The following is a 13,811-nucleotide window of genomic DNA, read 5'->3' on the forward strand; positions in this document are numbered from 1 at the left end:
GTTCCCGCATGACGCCGAGCTCGCGGACGACGACCGAGGCCCTGTCCGCCGGTGGGTGGATGGATGTGTGCCGCATCGCCGGCCAACAGCACCCGCCCGACCCGATAACGTTCGGCTAGCCGGGTGGCATCCCCGAAGCGGGACAACCAGCGCGGGGAATGCACGCCGCAATCGGTTCCGGCGATGGTGCGCAGCTGTTGTTTGAAATCCTCGAGGGTGGGCGGTTCCGCGCGATCGCTGACTCCCGCGACGGGGACTACGACGCGATAGACCCCAACGCCTACGGGCCTGAGACTGAAAATCTTGTTGGTCTCGTGGATTTCGGTCACCTTGGCGGCGATCTCCCCCTGCGGCACACCCACTTCCATCTCGCCCATCAGCGTCTCGGTCCGCCAGGGCTCGCCGGGGAAGCCGACGCCGAGCAGTTTGCGCACCGTACTGCGCCCGCCATCACAGCCGACGAGATAGCGCGCACGCAGCGCTTCGCCGTCGGCCAGCTCGACGGCCACACCCTCGTCGTTCTGCTCGAAATCGGCCACCGCACAACCGCGCCGGACCTGCACACCCAGTTCGATCGCATGTTCTTCGAGCAGGTCAACGATGACCGGCTGCGGGATGCCCAGCAGGGCACTGCCGGTTGCCTGTAATGGCGGTGCTTTCCGGACCTCGCGTCAGTGCGGCAGGGTTCGTGGCATGCTGGGTGGCCACGACGATGACTGGTGATGTTCGATGGGAGCTGCTGCCGTTTTGAGTGACCGTAGCGAGGATGGCGCGGCACCGATCACGCCTGCGCTGACGACGCCTCAGCAATGGCGCAGCTACCTGCGTGAATACAGCAAACTACACTTGCGCGCGGCAGGCAACGCCGACGAGCGTGGCGGACTTGCGGCAGAGCAGGTGACCCCACGTTGGTTGGGATATGAGCCCGCCGCCGAACAAACGGTGGCGGCAGCCGAGCAGCGTCTCGCTGTCCAATTCCCGCCCAGCTTTCGTAACTTCCTGCTGACCAGCGACGGGTGGCCTGGTGTCGGTGACTGGGTCGACGCCCTGTACTCATGCGACAACCTTGCCTGGTTCCGTGATACCGACGAGGGCGGGACCGCCATCGACGTTGCTGAGGTTTTTTTCGGCGAGCCGGACGAAGAGGACGAAGACGAGGACGACCCGTCCCCGCCGACGGTGTTCGAGCGGTCGTTGCTGGTGGCCAGCGGCGAGGACCACTGGCTGCTCGACCCTGCCAAACCCGGGGTCGACGGGGAGTGGACTGCTTGGCGGTATGAAGTCAAAGCCGGGGAATTACAGCGGTTCGCGAGTTTTGCTGAGCTGTTCCACTTCTGCCGGGAAGAAAACAACCCGGTGACACAACCGGACCCTGGAGACATGCCGGCTCACAGCACAGGTCTGGCTTTGCCCATGCCCAACCTTGCGCAGGCACTCAAGCCCATCAGGCCGGGCACGGTCGTGCCCCCGGACGCGGACGGCGGGGAAGAGTAGTCCGCCGACCAAAGGCAACTCCCAAACCAGCACGTCACGGCTTAGCACCAGTTTCATTCCGATGTCTCAACCCCGGGTAACGCCGAGCTCGTCTGCGATTTGTCGGACGGTGTAGCGGCGTTTGCCGTCAGGGCCACGTTCGTAGGTGCATCTGGCGCGGACCAGCTTCGGCTTCTGCCCGCCGGTGCGGCCGCGCGCTATGGCCGCCGCGAGGCCGTCCATCGTGCGTTCGGACGTCAGGGCGCGCTCGAACTCGGCGATAGACGCGAGGATCTGGAAGAACACTGGCCCACCGCGGTGTAGGTGTCGATGCCCTGGTCGAGCACCACCAGGTCCACGCGCTTGGCCTGGCTGCTTGGACAGCTCGATCACGCGACGGTCCCGTCTGTGGTCTCAAATGGGTGTTTCGCCGAGTTGCGAGGAGGCTGTCCGTCCAGAGTGGAGGAAAACGGCGAAGGCGAGGAGACCCCGCTCCTTCCCACTTCAACATATAGCGGACTGGGGGGCTTGCGGCAAGACCCGGGTCGTACCTCAGAATCACCGACCGGAAGCCAGAACCTGCGGAAATGGAGAGTTGCGACGTGCGTGTGTTGTTGACGACGTGGGGATCGCGCGGGGACGTCGAACCGCTGGCGGGACTCGCGCTGGCGTTGCGGGAACTCGGCGCGGAGGCGCGGGTGTGCGCGCCGCCGGATGAGGAGTTCGCGAAGCTGCTGGAGCGTGTCGGCGTGCCGCTGGTGCCGCTCGGCCCGACGGTGCGCTCGGTCGTCGCCAACCCGAAGCCACCGACGGCGAAAGACGCGTTCCAGCTCGCTCCCGCGCTGGTCGCCGCGCGGTTCGACACGCTCACCGCGGCGGCCGAGGGATGTGACGCGCTGCTGGCGACCGGCCTGATGCCGGCCGGCGCACGGGACGTGGCCGAGAAACTGGGCATCCATTACGGGCTCGCGTGCTTCCACCTCCTTGGGCTGCCGTCGCGGCACTTCCCTCCGGGGAGACGGCCGGGCACACCGTCCCCGCAGGAGGAGACCGACAACCGGGTGCTGTGGGAGCAGGACGCCCAGAGGGTGAACGCCTTGTACGGCGAGGCGCTCAACAGCCATCGGGCGGCGATCGGCCTGCCACCGGTGGACAACGTCCGCGACCACGTCCTCACTGGCCGGCCGTGGCTGGCGGCGGACGCGACGCTGTGTCCGTCGCACGGCATGACGGACCTCGACGTCGTGCAGACCGGGGCGTGGATCCTGCTCGACGAACGCCCGCTCCCGGCCGGGCTGAATGCGTTCCTGGACACCGGCGCGCCACCGGTGTACGTGCGCTTCGGCAGCATGGCCGCGCACGCCTCGAAGGACATCGCCGGGGTGGCCATCGAGGCGGTCCGCGCGCAGTCACAGCTTCACCCAATTGGCTACCGCGATCGACGACGCCTTCGGCCGCTGGGATCGCGCCCACCTGCACCAGTTCGAGCTAGCCGACGGCCGTCGCATCGGCCGACTCGACTGGGAAGACGGCGAAGACCCCGACCTGCTCGATGGCCACAAGCTCACCCTCGGCAAACTGCGCGGCGGCGACCAGTTCGTCTACACCTTCGACCTCGGCGACTGCTGGGCCCACTTCTGCACCGTCGCCGAGCAGCGCATCGATCCCCTCGAGCAACTCGGCATCGAACCTGACCAGCCGCTGCCCTACTGGGGCTGGGGAGACATCCCCGATCAATACGGCCGCCGCTGGGACACCGATGACGGCGAGACACCGCTACCACCGGATCCTGGGCTGGCTGACCTGCCGCCCCTGCAGCCTGGGTGGGGACCCAACCGTCGCCGCTGAGCACCACGCCCGACCACCCCGGCGCTGCGGTCAACAACAACACCGCTGGACAGGGGAGAGAACCGGGGGTGGAGACATCGGAATGAAAACTGGTGCTAAGCCGTGACGTGCTGGTTTGGGAGTTGGCCTTGGTTGCTGACTGCTGTTGAGGTGGTGGGCCGAAGGCGTTGTTCGACGCGGCGGTGGGTGGCTGCGGGAACGGCGGGTGCTGCTGTCCGGGGTGAGGATGCTGGTGCGGCTGGTCGTTCCCGGCGGGAGGTGGCGACTCAGCGGTTGTGGGCGGCGCTGTTCCGGCTATTCGACGACTTCCAGCGCGCCGCCCTGGACGGGTTGTTGGAAGTGCCGGAGGGGCAAAGGGAATTCGCGGCTGGACAAGCTGTGTCGCCCGCCGGTGCGGGTGTCGGGTCCGGCGATGGTCGATGCGCTTGAGCGGGTTGCGGAGATTCTGGGGTTGGGTTCGGCGAGGTCGACATCGAGGTGGTGCCGCCGCGGCGGGCGGCCGAGTTGTCCCGGTATGGAGTGCAGGGCAAGGGGTCACCGACTGGCGGGGTCGCGTATTCAACTGTCGCGGGTTCGTCCTGGCGGTAGTGGCGGGTGGTCGCCTGGGGCGTAGCGGCTCCAGGTGGTGCCGGCCTGGGTGGCGAGGCGGGCGGTGGTGACGGGGTGGTAGCCGAGGGCGTCGGCGACGATCGGGGCGGGCATGTCCTGGAGGTGCTGCCGGATCGCGGCTCCTCGGCTGGCGGAGGCGGGAATCCCGAGTTGGTGGACGAGCTGTGCGAGGTATTCGGGGCGTAGCGGCTGGCTGGCGCGGCGGCCGGGGAACAACCAGGTGGCCCCGGGGTTGGTCGCGGTGCTCATGTTCGCGCGGTGGGCCGCGTAGTCCAGCAGCAACTCGGCGAAAGGTGGTGGGACGGGCGAGGGCGGGTCGCCAAGGCGGATGAAGACCTGGTCGTCGGTGGTGATGATGTCGTCGACAGTGAGCCGGACGATGCGGCTGATCGGCTGGGCATAGAGCAGCACGAGGCCCGCGGCGATCCTGCTGCGCATCGGCGCGTCGGCGTCGACCAGGATCTGACGCAGCAGCTCGATCCGCCTGGCTCGGGTCAGCGGGGCGGCCTGCCTGGTCCTGGTCGAGGGCAGCACGAACTTTCGGGTGAGCCTGTTTTCCACGCACCACAACAAGAAACGGCGAACAGCGATGCGTTCGTGCTGTTTGTGCTCGGCATGCCAGGCGTCGATGGCTGCCTGGTCGCAGGTGTTGAGATTGGCTTCGTGAGTGGCGAGCCAGGACAGAAACGTGGTGGCGTGCCTGATCTGCTCCCCGATGAAGGTGCGCGCGGCCGGGGTGATGGGTTTGCGCTCGGCGCGGCTCCGCAGCCTGGGCAGGATGTCCCAGGTCGCGAACCGGCGGATGATCTGCGCGTGGTCGGGATCGGTGATGTCGTTGAGGTGGTGGACGAGCCACCGTTCGAGCAGGCAGATCTGCTTGTCAATGGCGGGAAGAAGTCCGCATGCCATGAGCAGTTCCCGCAGATGAGAAGCGGCTCGCCAAGGCTGAAGGTGGTGAAACGCTTCGTGAGTGAGGGCGATGTCGCCGTTTCCCAGGCCGCGTAACAGGTTCGCGGCCGCACCAGGATTCGGAGGGCGACCGTCGATCCAGCTCATCATGGTTCGGGGGTTATCCGCCGTGACGATCTTCTCGCGCAGTGGCATTAGCTCAGGCCGGATGCGGCCGGTGCCGTCATCGAGAAGACCGGTCAACCGGTCGGACAGGGTGCAGCGGGTGCAGAGCCGTCGAGCGTGGAGCTGGCTTTCCTCACCGCAGCGGGAGCAGGCATATGACGGCCGGAAACCGGCGCAGTGGGTGCAGATCGCGGCGCCGTCAGCAGGCCGGATGCCCGGGAGAATGCGTTGTTCACCGCAGCCAGGGCAACGGCCGCGGATGCGCAGTGCCCGGCATTCGCACGTTCTGCAGACCGGCCCGTCCGGCCAGACGGCAGCGAAGCAGCCGAACCGGTTGCATCGGGCGCAGGTTCGTTTGTGCCAACGCTCGAATTGCTCGGGAGTGCGGTAGGCGGGGCTCATTCGTCCGGCAGGATCCGGGCCGCGCGGGGACGCAACTTCGTGACCGTCGATGGTGCCGGTTGATCGTCGGTGGCGGTCTTGCGGACACCGGCGTTCTCCGCGGTCGTGGTGACCAGGTCGGCCGGGCTGCAGCCGAGGATGTCGCAGAACGCCGACAGCACCTGCAGCGAGAGCCGTTCCGGGGTGCCCGAGACCAGGCGGTGGACCTGCGAGGCGGACAGGTTGATGCCACGTTCTTTGAGCAGTGGGACCAGATCGGTGGCGGTGAAGACGCCGCGGGTGGCCATCACTTCCCGCAACCGCCAGGAATAACCGACTTTCCTCTTCACGCCGGTGCCTCCCGTCCTTGCAGAGCCTCGGTGACCGTGGCGTCCAGGTAGCGGCGCAGTGTGCGTTTACGGAAGTCCGAGGACACACAGGTATAGATCGAGGTCGTGGACGCGTGCTCGTGACCGACCTGTTCCTGGACGAACCGCGGATCCCAGCCATCCTCGATCAGATGCGTGACGTAGGCCCTCCGCAGTGAATGGAAGTCGACCGCATCGTCGAGCCCGAGTTCCTTGCGGTAGGCGATGAATCGGGAGTTGAGTCGCTGACATCCCACGCGCAGCCCGCGCTCCGACGGCCAGGCGGCCGGATTATCGTCGGCGCCGAACAACGGCCGGACCTCGGTGAACCACTCCTCCAGGACGTCGCGGGTCCAGCCCCACACGGTCATCACACTGCGCTGCTTGGGCGGCGAGCCCTTCTTCGCTTTGCCGAACCGGACCCGGCACAACCCGTACTCACCGAACTCGGGCCCGGCGACGTTGCGGCCGAAATCAGCGGCGTCGAGCATCCGGGTTTCGTTGCGCCGCAACCCAAAAGCGTAGGCGGTCTTGAACAACGTCGCGTCCCGGAACGCCGGCAACCAACCCTTCCGCCCGAACGCCCGGATCCGGGCGACCTGGTCATCGCAGTGCGAGAAGAAATCGTGCAGCTCCTTCTTGGTGAAGGCCCGCTTCTTCGGGTCGGCCTCACCGGCCTGGACGTGTGCTGCGGTGTTCCACTCGTGCACGACCTGGATCGGGTGCGTGCCGAACCGCTGCTCGCACGTTGTCGACCACTCGTAGGCCGGGTCGGTGATGAACTGGCAGAACGCCCGCACCGCCTCGGAATACGACCGGATCGTCGAGTGCTTCAGATCCCGCAGCGACCGCAGATCACCAAGCCACTCGTCGACCATCGCCGCAGACCACTGCCACGGAAAAGCGTTCACGTAGGCGGCGAACGCCTTCACCGTGTTCTCCCGGCCCTCGACCGTCGAGCGGGCCAGGTTCCGCGCGAGCTGCTGATTGGCGAACCCGGCCAGCATCGCCGAAAAGACCTGCTCCTCCGGCCGCAGCAGCGACACCCCGTCCACCAAATGCAGGCTCGCCGCGCCCGGAACCGTACTGATCGGCCTCACCAGCCACCGTCCTCCGTCGCTCGCATTGAGCGCGATAAAACCGCATCCGATGCGAGTCGCCAAGGAAACCGCAGGCCAACCAGCCGAACGAGTGATCACGACAGGAACGATCAGCTGTTGAAAAGAGCGCTATAGTCACCGCGCCTTACTGGCTCAGATGCTGGTCACCGCGACGCATAACGAGCCACCCTGGACGCCGATAGCAAAGTGTCGCGAGTTCGCATCCGCTGCAATTGGCGGCGGATGACATATCCGGGAAATTTCGGGCGGATATGGCCGAGTAGGCTTCTGAGCTGGGGATCTTCGGGGTGCTGGCTGGAGGCGTGGGGGGCGCAGGTGTTCGCGGACGAGGAGTTGGAGCGCCTCCGGGGCTTCCCGCAGATCGGCCGGGACGAGCTGTTCCGGTTCTGCACCCTCACCCAGCCCTCAAGCGCGACCTGCTCTACGCCCACGAAGGAACCGTGCGGGCCCGCCACATCGAAGCGCAGACCGAGCAGGCGTGGTGCCTCACGCTAGTCACCAACGCAGTGGTGGCCTGGTCGACGGAGTACTACGGCCTGGCCGTGGACTCGATGCGCGCGGCAGGGCGCCGCATCGACGACGAGGTCCTGGCCCACATTTCACCGGCGCACAGCGAGAACATCAACTTCTTCGGCGCCATCGAGGTCGACATCGAAGGCGAACTGGCCCTACTCGGCCCGACCGGATACCGGCCACTGCGCGTGCGCGACACCTTGTTCTGACCGGAGAGCCTAGTCCAGGTCAGTTCGGCGTGACCTCGGTGAATGGTCCCTCGGCGTCCAGCAGGAACGGCCACACCTGGACACCCTCGTAGCCGTCGACGCTGTCCCCGAGCCTGCGGCGGTCCTTCGAGCTCATGCGGTAGCACCCGTTCCCGACCTTCTGGTGCATCCCCACGTACCCGTCGAGATCGGCCATCTTTGCCGGTGGCGGCGACGGCAGTTCGTCGCCGGGCGCCCAGCCCGACCCCGGGGCAAGCCCGGCCGCGACCGGCAGGCCACCCGGCACACAAAAGCACCAGCAGTCCGCTGTCAAGCACTCGGCGACGCAGACGCATCTCGATCTCCCTTTCCATAATGCCGAGCTGAAGGAGCAGGGACGGAACCGGGCGGATGTGCACGTCCGTTTCCTCAAACCCCACCGAACCGGCCGATGAGCAGCACATCGATGGGTGGCTACGACGGAAGATCAGCTCGGAGCAGGCTGAGCAGTACAAGCGGATACAGCAAGCGGTGATTGCGAAGGAAGATGAGCACGGTGCTGACTACTATCCCTTCGGGTGTCACTGCTCCGGCCGGAGGAGCAGGTTTTCTCGGCGATGCTGGCCGGGTTCGCCAACCAGCAGCTCGCACGGAACCTGGCCCGCTCGACGGTCGAAGGGCGCGAGAACACGGTGAGGCGTTCGCTGCCTACGTGAACGCCTTTCCATGGCAGTGGTCGCCGGCGATGGTCGACGAGTGGCTCGGCGACCTGCGGTCACTGCGGGACCTGAAGCACTCGACGATCCGTTCGTATTGGCGGTGCGGGTGTTCTGTCATTTCGTCACTGACCCGGCTTATGAGTGGGCTGCGACGTGCGAGGAACGCTTCGGCACGCACCCGGTTCAGGTCGTGCACGAGTGGAACACCGCCGCACACGTCCAGGCAGGCGAGGCCGATCCGACGAAGCGGGCGCCCGATGACGAAAAAGGAGTTGCACGACTTCTTCGCCTACTGCGATGACCAGGTGGCCCGTATTCGTGCGTTCGGGCGGAAGGGCTGGTTGCCGGCGTTCCGTGACGCGGCGCTGTTCAAGACGGCCTACGCATTTGGCTTGCGGCGCAACGAAACCCGGATGCCCGATGCCGTCGACTTCGCCCGCAATGTCGCCGGGCCGGAGTTCGGTGAGTACGGGTTGTGCCGGGTCCGGTTCGGCAAGGCGAAGAAAGGCTCGCCTCCCAGACAGCGCAGCGTGATGACCGTCTGGGACTGGACTCGCGACGTCCTGGAGGAGTGGTTCACCGAGATCCGGCCGCTGTTCGGCGCCGATGACAACCCGGCGGCCTGGCCGTCGGAGGGTGGGCTGCGTGTCGGCTGCCAGCGCCTGGATTCCCGTTTCCTCGCCTACCGCAAGGAGCTTGGTCTCGACGACGGGGTCGATTTCCATTCGCTGCGCAGGGCCTACGTCACGCATCTGATCGAAGACGGATGGGACCCGAGGTTCGTCCAGGAGCAAGTCGGGCACGAGCACGCCAGCTCCACGTCGATCTACACCTGTGTGTCCTCGGACTTCCGCAAACGCACATTGCGCCGCCATCTGGACGCCGCGGTCGCCGAGGCGCTGGGTGGGCTGGAGGTGCACGCATGAAACGCAAAGTCGGTTATTCCTGGCGGCTGGGGGAAATCATGGCCACCTGCGGCATCTTCACCGCCACGGATCTGGTCCCGCTGCTGAAGGAACGCGGTATCGACCTGTCCGCGTCACAGGTCCACCGGCTGGTTTCCGGAACGCCGGAGCGGTTGTCGTTGCAGGTACTGTCGGCGTTCTGCGACATCCTCGGGTGCACTCCGGCCGACCTGGTCGCCACGACAGCCGAGAACGCCGGCGTCCGTAAGACCGCTACCGACGACCAACCCACCCCGCCGTCGACCGTCACCAAGCTGCGTCCCGTCCGGCCAGGATCCTGCCGGACGAATGACCCCACCTACCGCACGTCAGAACAGCTCGCGCGCTTGCGCAAACGCACCTGCGCCCGATGCGGCCAGTTCCGATACTTCGCCGCTGTCTGGCCGGACGGATCGGTCTGCCGGACATGTGAATGCCGCGCGCTGCGCGTCCACGGCTGGTGCGCTGACTGCGGCGAACAGCGGATTCTTCCAGGTCTACGGCCTGCCGATAGTGCTGCGATCTGCACCCGTTGCGCAGGCTTCCGGCCTTCCTACGCCTGCTCTCGCTGTCGGCAGGAGGGACGCCTCTATGGTGATCGGCTTTGCGCCCGTTGCACCCTCTCCGATCGGGTTGCCCAGCTTCTCGATGATGGCACTGGCCGCATCCGCCCCGAGCTGGTTCCTCTGCACAAGATGCTGACCACGACGGATAACCCGCTGAGTGGGTTGAACTGGCTCGACGGGCGCCCTCCGAATCCTGGTGCGGCCGCAAAGCTGTTACGTGGTCTGGGAAGCGGCGAGATCGCACTCACGCATGAGGCATTCCACCAGCTCCAGCCCTGGCGGGCTGCTGCTCATTTGCGGGATCTGCTCATGGCCTGCGGTCTGCTGCCCGTCATCGACAAGCAGACCTGCCTGCTTGAACAGTGGCTCGCCCACCACCTTGCAGCCATTACCGATCCCGATCACTCGAAGATCGTCCGCCGGTTCGCCACCTGGGACATCCTGCCCAGGCTGCGGACCCGCGCCGAGCGCAAACCCATCACCCCGGCCGGACGCACGTTCGCTGGGGAGCAGATTCGGTACGCCACCGCGTTTCTCGCCTGGCTCGCCTCCCGCGAAACGAGTCTCGGTGATTGCCGGCAGGCCGATATCGACGCCTGGCATGCCAGGCGTCGCGAACATGACCGCAACGCCGTTCGCCGTTTCTTGTTGTGGTGCATGGAAAAAAGCTCACCCGGAAGTTCGTTCTGCCATCGGCGAAGATCAGACAGGCTGCCCCGCTCACCCGAGCCAGGCGGATCGAGCTGCTGCGTCAGGTCCTCACCGACGCCGCCGCCCCGATGCGCAGCAGGATCGCCGCGGGCCTGGTGCTGCTCTATGCCCAGCCGGTCAGCCGCATCGTCCGGCTCACCGTCGACGACATCGTCCAGGACGACGACCAGGTCCTCATCCGCCTCGGCGATCCGCCCTCACCGGTCCCTGAGTCGGCCTGTCGTTAAGGACGGTGTCATGAGCCGCCATTCGGGCTGAGCGGGCTGGTCAGGGAAGGTTTTCGGGTCAGCGGTAGCCTCCGCGCGTGCCGCGTGTCTTGGAGCAGGACGAGCTGATCGAGCACTGGACGTTGTTCGGCGACGAGGTCACCCTGGTCGAGGGGAAGCGGGGGCGGAACGCGTTGGCGTTCGGACTGCTGGTGCGGTTCTACGCCCGGCAGGGCCGGTTCCCGCATGGTCGGCTTGAGCTGCCGGACCAGGTCGTGGAGTTCGTGGCCAAGCAGGTGAAGGTTCCGGCCGCCGAGCTCGGCTCCTACGGCTGGACGGGCAGGACGCACGAGCGGCACCGCGCGGAGATTCGCGAGTTCTTCGGGTTCACTGAGTGCTCGGTCGCCGACCAGGCCGAGGCCACGGACTGGCTGGTCGCCGAGGTGACCGAGGTCGAGCGGCGCGCGGAGCAGGTCCGCGCCGAACTGCTCGGCTGGCTGCGTGGCCGGCGCCTGGAGCCGCCGTCGGCGGGCCGGATGGACAGGATCGTGCGCTCGGCGCTGGATCGCGGCGAGACGCGGCTGATGGAACGGGTCGCCGCGTTGCTGACCGAGGACACGCGGGCCCGATTGAACGAGCTGGTGTTCGGCGTCCCCGACGAGCTCGCCGAGTCCGTGGAACGGGAGGATCCCACGCGGGATGTGCTGGTGTGGGTGAAGTCCGACCCCGGCCGATTGAGCCTGAACACGATGCTCGACGAGATCGCGAAGCTGGAGACGATCCGTGCGATCGGCCTGCCGGGCGAATTGCTGGTGTGGGTGGCGCCGAAGATCGTGTCCGGGTGGCGGGCCCGCGCTGCGGTCCAGTCGCTCGCACTTCCGCGGCTTCGCTCCGACGACGCGGTGGGTGCTGCTCTCGGCGCTGCTGGTGGAACGGGAACGGGAGATCACCGACACGCTGGTCGAGCTGCTGATCTCCACTGTGCACACGATCAACGCGCGGGCGGATCGGCGGGTGACCGAGGAGATGGTGGCCTCGTTCAAGAAGGTCCGGAACAAGAACGCGCTGCTCGCCCGCATGGCCGAGGCCTCGCTCAAGCGCCCGGACGGCGCGGTCCGCGAGGTCGTGTACCCGGTGGCGGGCGGGGAGTCGACGCTGAAGGAGGTGGTGGCCGAGTACAAGGCGTCGAGCCCGGAGTTCCGCCGCAACGTGCAGGTGAAGCTGCGCGCGTCGTACTCGAACCACTACCGGGTCGGGATGATCAAGCTGCTGCGCACCTTGTCGTTCCGGTCGAACAACGACACTCACGCCCCGGTCATCACCGGGATCGAGCTGGTCCTGCGCCACGCCGAACCCCGCGTGCAGTCCTACCCGCTGGGCGAGTCCGTGCCGTTGGACGGCATTGTCGAGGGCGATTGGGTGGAGCTGGCGTGGCGCGGGGTGCCGGGCGCGTCGAGGATCGTGCGCACGGTGTACGAGGTGTGCCTGTTCAAGGCTCTACGGGAACGGTTGCGGTGCAAGGAGATCTGGGTCGAGGGCGCGGACAAGTTCCGCGATCCGGAGCAGGACCTGCCGCCGGACTTCGTCGAGCGGCGCCGCCAGTACTACGCCGAGCTGTCCAAGCCGCTGGACGCGGCGGAGTTCATCGAGCCGCTGCGCGCGGAGATGGCCGGCGAGCTGCGCGCCCTGCAGGAAGCCCTGCCGAACTGCGACTGGCTGACCATCTCGGCGCGCGGCGCCGGGCGGATCACGCTCTCGCCGCTGGAGGCGGACCCGGAGCCGAAGAACCTGCGCAAGCTCAAGAACGAGATCCGGACCAGGTGGGGCCTGGTGCCGCTGCTGGACATGCTCAAGGAGACCGCGCTGCGGATCGGGATCCTGGACCACTTCGCCCCGGCCGGGTCACGAGGAGGGCTGGACCGTGCGGAGCTGGCCGAGCGGCTGATCCTCGCGATCTTCGGGTACGGCACGAACATCGGGATCCGCGCCATCGGCGCAGGCGACCACGGCCACACCGAAGAAGAGCTGCGCTACGCGCGCCGCCGCTACCTCTCGGCCGAGGGGGCGCGGCGGTTCGCCGCGGCGATCGCGAACGCGACCTTCGCTGCGCGCCAGGACCTGATCTGGGGCACCGGGACCGGGGCGGTCGCGTCGGACTCCACGCACTTCGGGGCGTTCGACCAGAACCTGTTCACCCAGCACCACGTCCGGTACGGCGGACGAGGTGTTCTGATTTATTGGCACGTGGACAAGAAATCCATGGCGATCAACTCGCAGCTGCTGTCGTGTACCGCCTCCGAGGTCGCCGCGATGGTCGAGGGCGCGATGCACCACCGTACCGAGATGGACGTCGAGGCCAACTACGTGGACTCCCACGGCCAGTCCGAAATCGGGTTCGGCATCACGAAATTGCTCGGGTTCGAGCTCAAGCCCCGGTTGAAGCGGATCAACGTCACCAAGCTCTACCTGCCCGAAGCCGACTTCCGGGCGCAGATCCCGGACCTGACGCCGGTGCTGGCCCGGCGCGGCCCGATCCGGTGGGACCTGATCGCGCAGCAGTACGACCAGCTGGTCAAGTACGCCACGGCGATCAACAACCGCACCGCCTCCACCGAGGCGATCCTGCGCCGCTTCACCCGCGCCGCGACCCACCCGACCTACCAGGCGATGCTCGAGGTCGGCCGCGCCCAGCGCACCGTGTTCCTCTGTCGGTACCTGCGCTCGCGCGACGAGCAGCGGGAGGTTAACTCCGGGCTCAACGTCGTCGAGTCGTGGAACGGGGCGAACGCGCAGATCTTCTACGGCAAGGCCGGCGACATCGCCTCCAACCGCCGCGACGAGCAGGAAATGGCGGTGCTGTGCCTCCACATCGTTCAGGCGGCCATGGTCTACATCAACACGTTGATGATCCAGGACGTTCTCGCCGAGCCCGAATGGGCGGCCTCGTTCAGTCCGGTGGACTACCGCGGGCTGACGCCGCTGATGTGGGCGCACGTGGCGATGCACGGCGAGTTCAAGCTCAACATGAACTCCCGCCTTACCCTCGGCACGGCCGCGCCGCTGCCCGGCGCGTAGAAGAGCAGGAGCGAA

The 13,811-nt window shown here is 66.9% G+C and carries 12 protein-coding genes and 5 pseudogenes; 10 read left to right on the forward strand and 7 right to left on the reverse strand.

Translation table 11 applies throughout. The features are described from left to right. Nucleotides 1–35: 35 nt before the first annotated feature. A pseudogene (locus ACRXBZ_RS40495) lies at nt 36–629 on the reverse strand (FAD-dependent monooxygenase); the annotation flags it as partial. 100 nt (nt 630–729) lie between these two features. Here ACRXBZ_RS40495 and ACRXBZ_RS40500 point away from each other — a divergent pair. Then, nucleotides 730–1,494 (forward strand): SMI1/KNR4 family protein, encoded by a 765-nt coding sequence (locus ACRXBZ_RS40500; protein ID WP_433883583.1) that lies wholly within the window; start codon nt 730–732, stop codon nt 1,492–1,494. A 66-nt stretch (nt 1,495–1,560) separates the two neighbouring features. Here ACRXBZ_RS40500 and ACRXBZ_RS40505 read toward each other — a convergent pair whose 3' ends face one another. After that, nucleotides 1,561–1,779 carry a recombinase family protein gene (locus ACRXBZ_RS40505; RefSeq protein WP_433883584.1) on the reverse strand — a complete coding sequence of 73 codons (219 nt, stop codon included), beginning with the start codon at nt 1,777–1,779 and terminating at the stop codon, nt 1,561–1,563. 296 nt (nt 1,780–2,075) lie between these two features. Here ACRXBZ_RS40505 and ACRXBZ_RS40510 point away from each other — a divergent pair. The 3 genes and pseudogenes from ACRXBZ_RS40510 to ACRXBZ_RS40520 all read left to right on the forward strand — a co-directional run. Further along, a pseudogene (locus tag ACRXBZ_RS40510) lies at nt 2,076–2,888 on the forward strand (glycosyltransferase); the annotation flags it as partial. A gap of 10 nt (nt 2,889–2,898) precedes the next feature. Further along, the gene (locus ACRXBZ_RS40515) at nt 2,899–3,321 is read left to right on the forward strand and encodes an IS1096 element passenger TnpR family protein (protein ID WP_433883585.1); all 423 of its coding nucleotides are present in this window, start codon (nt 2,899–2,901) and stop codon (nt 3,319–3,321) included. Between the two features lie 186 nt (nt 3,322–3,507). Then, on the forward strand, nt 3,508–3,750 hold the full coding sequence (locus ACRXBZ_RS40520; protein WP_433883586.1) for a hypothetical protein: 243 nt from the start codon (nt 3,508–3,510) through the stop codon (nt 3,748–3,750). A gap of 129 nt (nt 3,751–3,879) precedes the next feature. Here ACRXBZ_RS40520 and ACRXBZ_RS40525 read toward each other — a convergent pair whose 3' ends face one another. The 3 genes from ACRXBZ_RS40525 to ACRXBZ_RS40535 form a co-directional block, all read right to left on the reverse strand. Then, complete coding sequence (locus ACRXBZ_RS40525) at nt 3,880–4,839, reverse strand: hypothetical protein (protein WP_433883587.1); 960 nt, start codon at nt 4,837–4,839, stop codon at nt 3,880–3,882. 563 nt (nt 4,840–5,402) lie between these two features. Further along, the gene (locus ACRXBZ_RS40530; protein WP_433883588.1) at nt 5,403–5,735 is read right to left on the reverse strand and encodes a helix-turn-helix domain-containing protein; all 333 of its coding nucleotides are present in this window, start codon (nt 5,733–5,735) and stop codon (nt 5,403–5,405) included. Beyond that, nucleotides 5,732–6,853 carry a tyrosine-type recombinase/integrase gene (locus ACRXBZ_RS40535; RefSeq protein ID WP_433883589.1) on the reverse strand — a complete coding sequence of 374 codons (1,122 nt, stop codon included), beginning with the start codon at nt 6,851–6,853 and terminating at the stop codon, nt 5,732–5,734. The genes ACRXBZ_RS40530 and ACRXBZ_RS40535 overlap by 4 nt, the downstream gene beginning before the upstream one ends. A 422-nt stretch (nt 6,854–7,275) precedes the next feature. Here ACRXBZ_RS40535 and ACRXBZ_RS40540 point away from each other — a divergent pair. Beyond that, nucleotides 7,276–7,596, forward strand: a pseudogene (locus ACRXBZ_RS40540) (Tn3 family transposase); the annotation flags it as partial. A gap of 19 nt (nt 7,597–7,615) precedes the next feature. Here ACRXBZ_RS40540 and ACRXBZ_RS40545 read toward each other — a convergent pair. Continuing rightward, complete coding sequence (locus ACRXBZ_RS40545) at nt 7,616–7,882, reverse strand: hypothetical protein (protein ID WP_433883590.1); 267 nt, start codon at nt 7,880–7,882, stop codon at nt 7,616–7,618. Nucleotides 7,883–8,551: 669 nt separating this feature from the next. Between ACRXBZ_RS40545 and ACRXBZ_RS40550 the strand changes: the two genes are divergently transcribed. Further along, nucleotides 8,552–9,220, forward strand: a complete 669-nt coding sequence (locus ACRXBZ_RS40550; protein ID WP_433883591.1) for a tyrosine-type recombinase/integrase — start codon at nt 8,552–8,554, stop codon at nt 9,218–9,220. A 38-nt stretch (nt 9,221–9,258) separates the two neighbouring features. Beyond that, nucleotides 9,259–9,384 (forward strand): annotated as a pseudogene (locus ACRXBZ_RS40555) (helix-turn-helix domain-containing protein); the annotation flags it as partial. A 633-nt stretch (nt 9,385–10,017) separates the two neighbouring features. Here ACRXBZ_RS40555 and ACRXBZ_RS40560 read toward each other — a convergent pair. Further along, nucleotides 10,018–10,425 carry a hypothetical protein gene (locus ACRXBZ_RS40560; RefSeq protein ID WP_433884182.1) on the reverse strand — a complete coding sequence of 136 codons (408 nt, stop codon included), beginning with the start codon at nt 10,423–10,425 and terminating at the stop codon, nt 10,018–10,020. A gap of 29 nt (nt 10,426–10,454) precedes the next feature. Here ACRXBZ_RS40560 and ACRXBZ_RS40565 point away from each other — a divergent pair, with 29 nt between their 5' ends. The 3 genes and pseudogenes from ACRXBZ_RS40565 to ACRXBZ_RS40575 all read left to right on the forward strand — a co-directional run bounded on the left by ACRXBZ_RS40565 (nt 10,455) and on the right by ACRXBZ_RS40575 (nt 13,796). Beyond that, complete coding sequence (locus tag ACRXBZ_RS40565) at nt 10,455–10,742, forward strand: hypothetical protein (RefSeq protein WP_433884183.1); 288 nt, start codon at nt 10,455–10,457, stop codon at nt 10,740–10,742. Nucleotides 10,743–10,819: 77 nt separating this feature from the next. Next, nucleotides 10,820–11,221, forward strand: a pseudogene (locus ACRXBZ_RS40570) (DUF4158 domain-containing protein); the annotation flags it as partial. Between the two features lie 406 nt (nt 11,222–11,627). Further along, a complete protein-coding gene (locus ACRXBZ_RS40575; RefSeq protein WP_433883592.1) occupies nt 11,628–13,796 on the forward strand; it encodes a Tn3 family transposase in 2,169 nt (722 codons plus the stop codon). Nucleotides 13,797–13,811: the final 15 nt, after the last annotated feature.

It is taken from the genome of Saccharopolyspora hattusasensis, assembly GCF_050972075.1.
GTDB lineage: Bacteria > Actinomycetota > Actinomycetes > Mycobacteriales > Pseudonocardiaceae > Saccharopolyspora > Saccharopolyspora hattusasensis.

Coding starts and splice junctions, on each gene's coding strand:
- ACRXBZ_RS40560 (WP_433884182.1), bottom strand. CDS start 10,425: ATGTTCGCGACGCCTGGCATGCCAGGCGTCGATATCGGCCTGCCGGCA.
- ACRXBZ_RS40500 (WP_433883583.1), top strand. CDS start 730: ATGGGAGCTGCTGCCGTTTTGAGTGACCGTAGCGAGGATGGCGCGGCA.
- ACRXBZ_RS40550 (WP_433883591.1), top strand. CDS start 8,552: ATGACGAAAAAGGAGTTGCACGACTTCTTCGCCTACTGCGATGACCAG.
- ACRXBZ_RS40525 (WP_433883587.1), bottom strand. CDS start 4,839: ATGGCATGCGGACTTCTTCCCGCCATTGACAAGCAGATCTGCCTGCTC.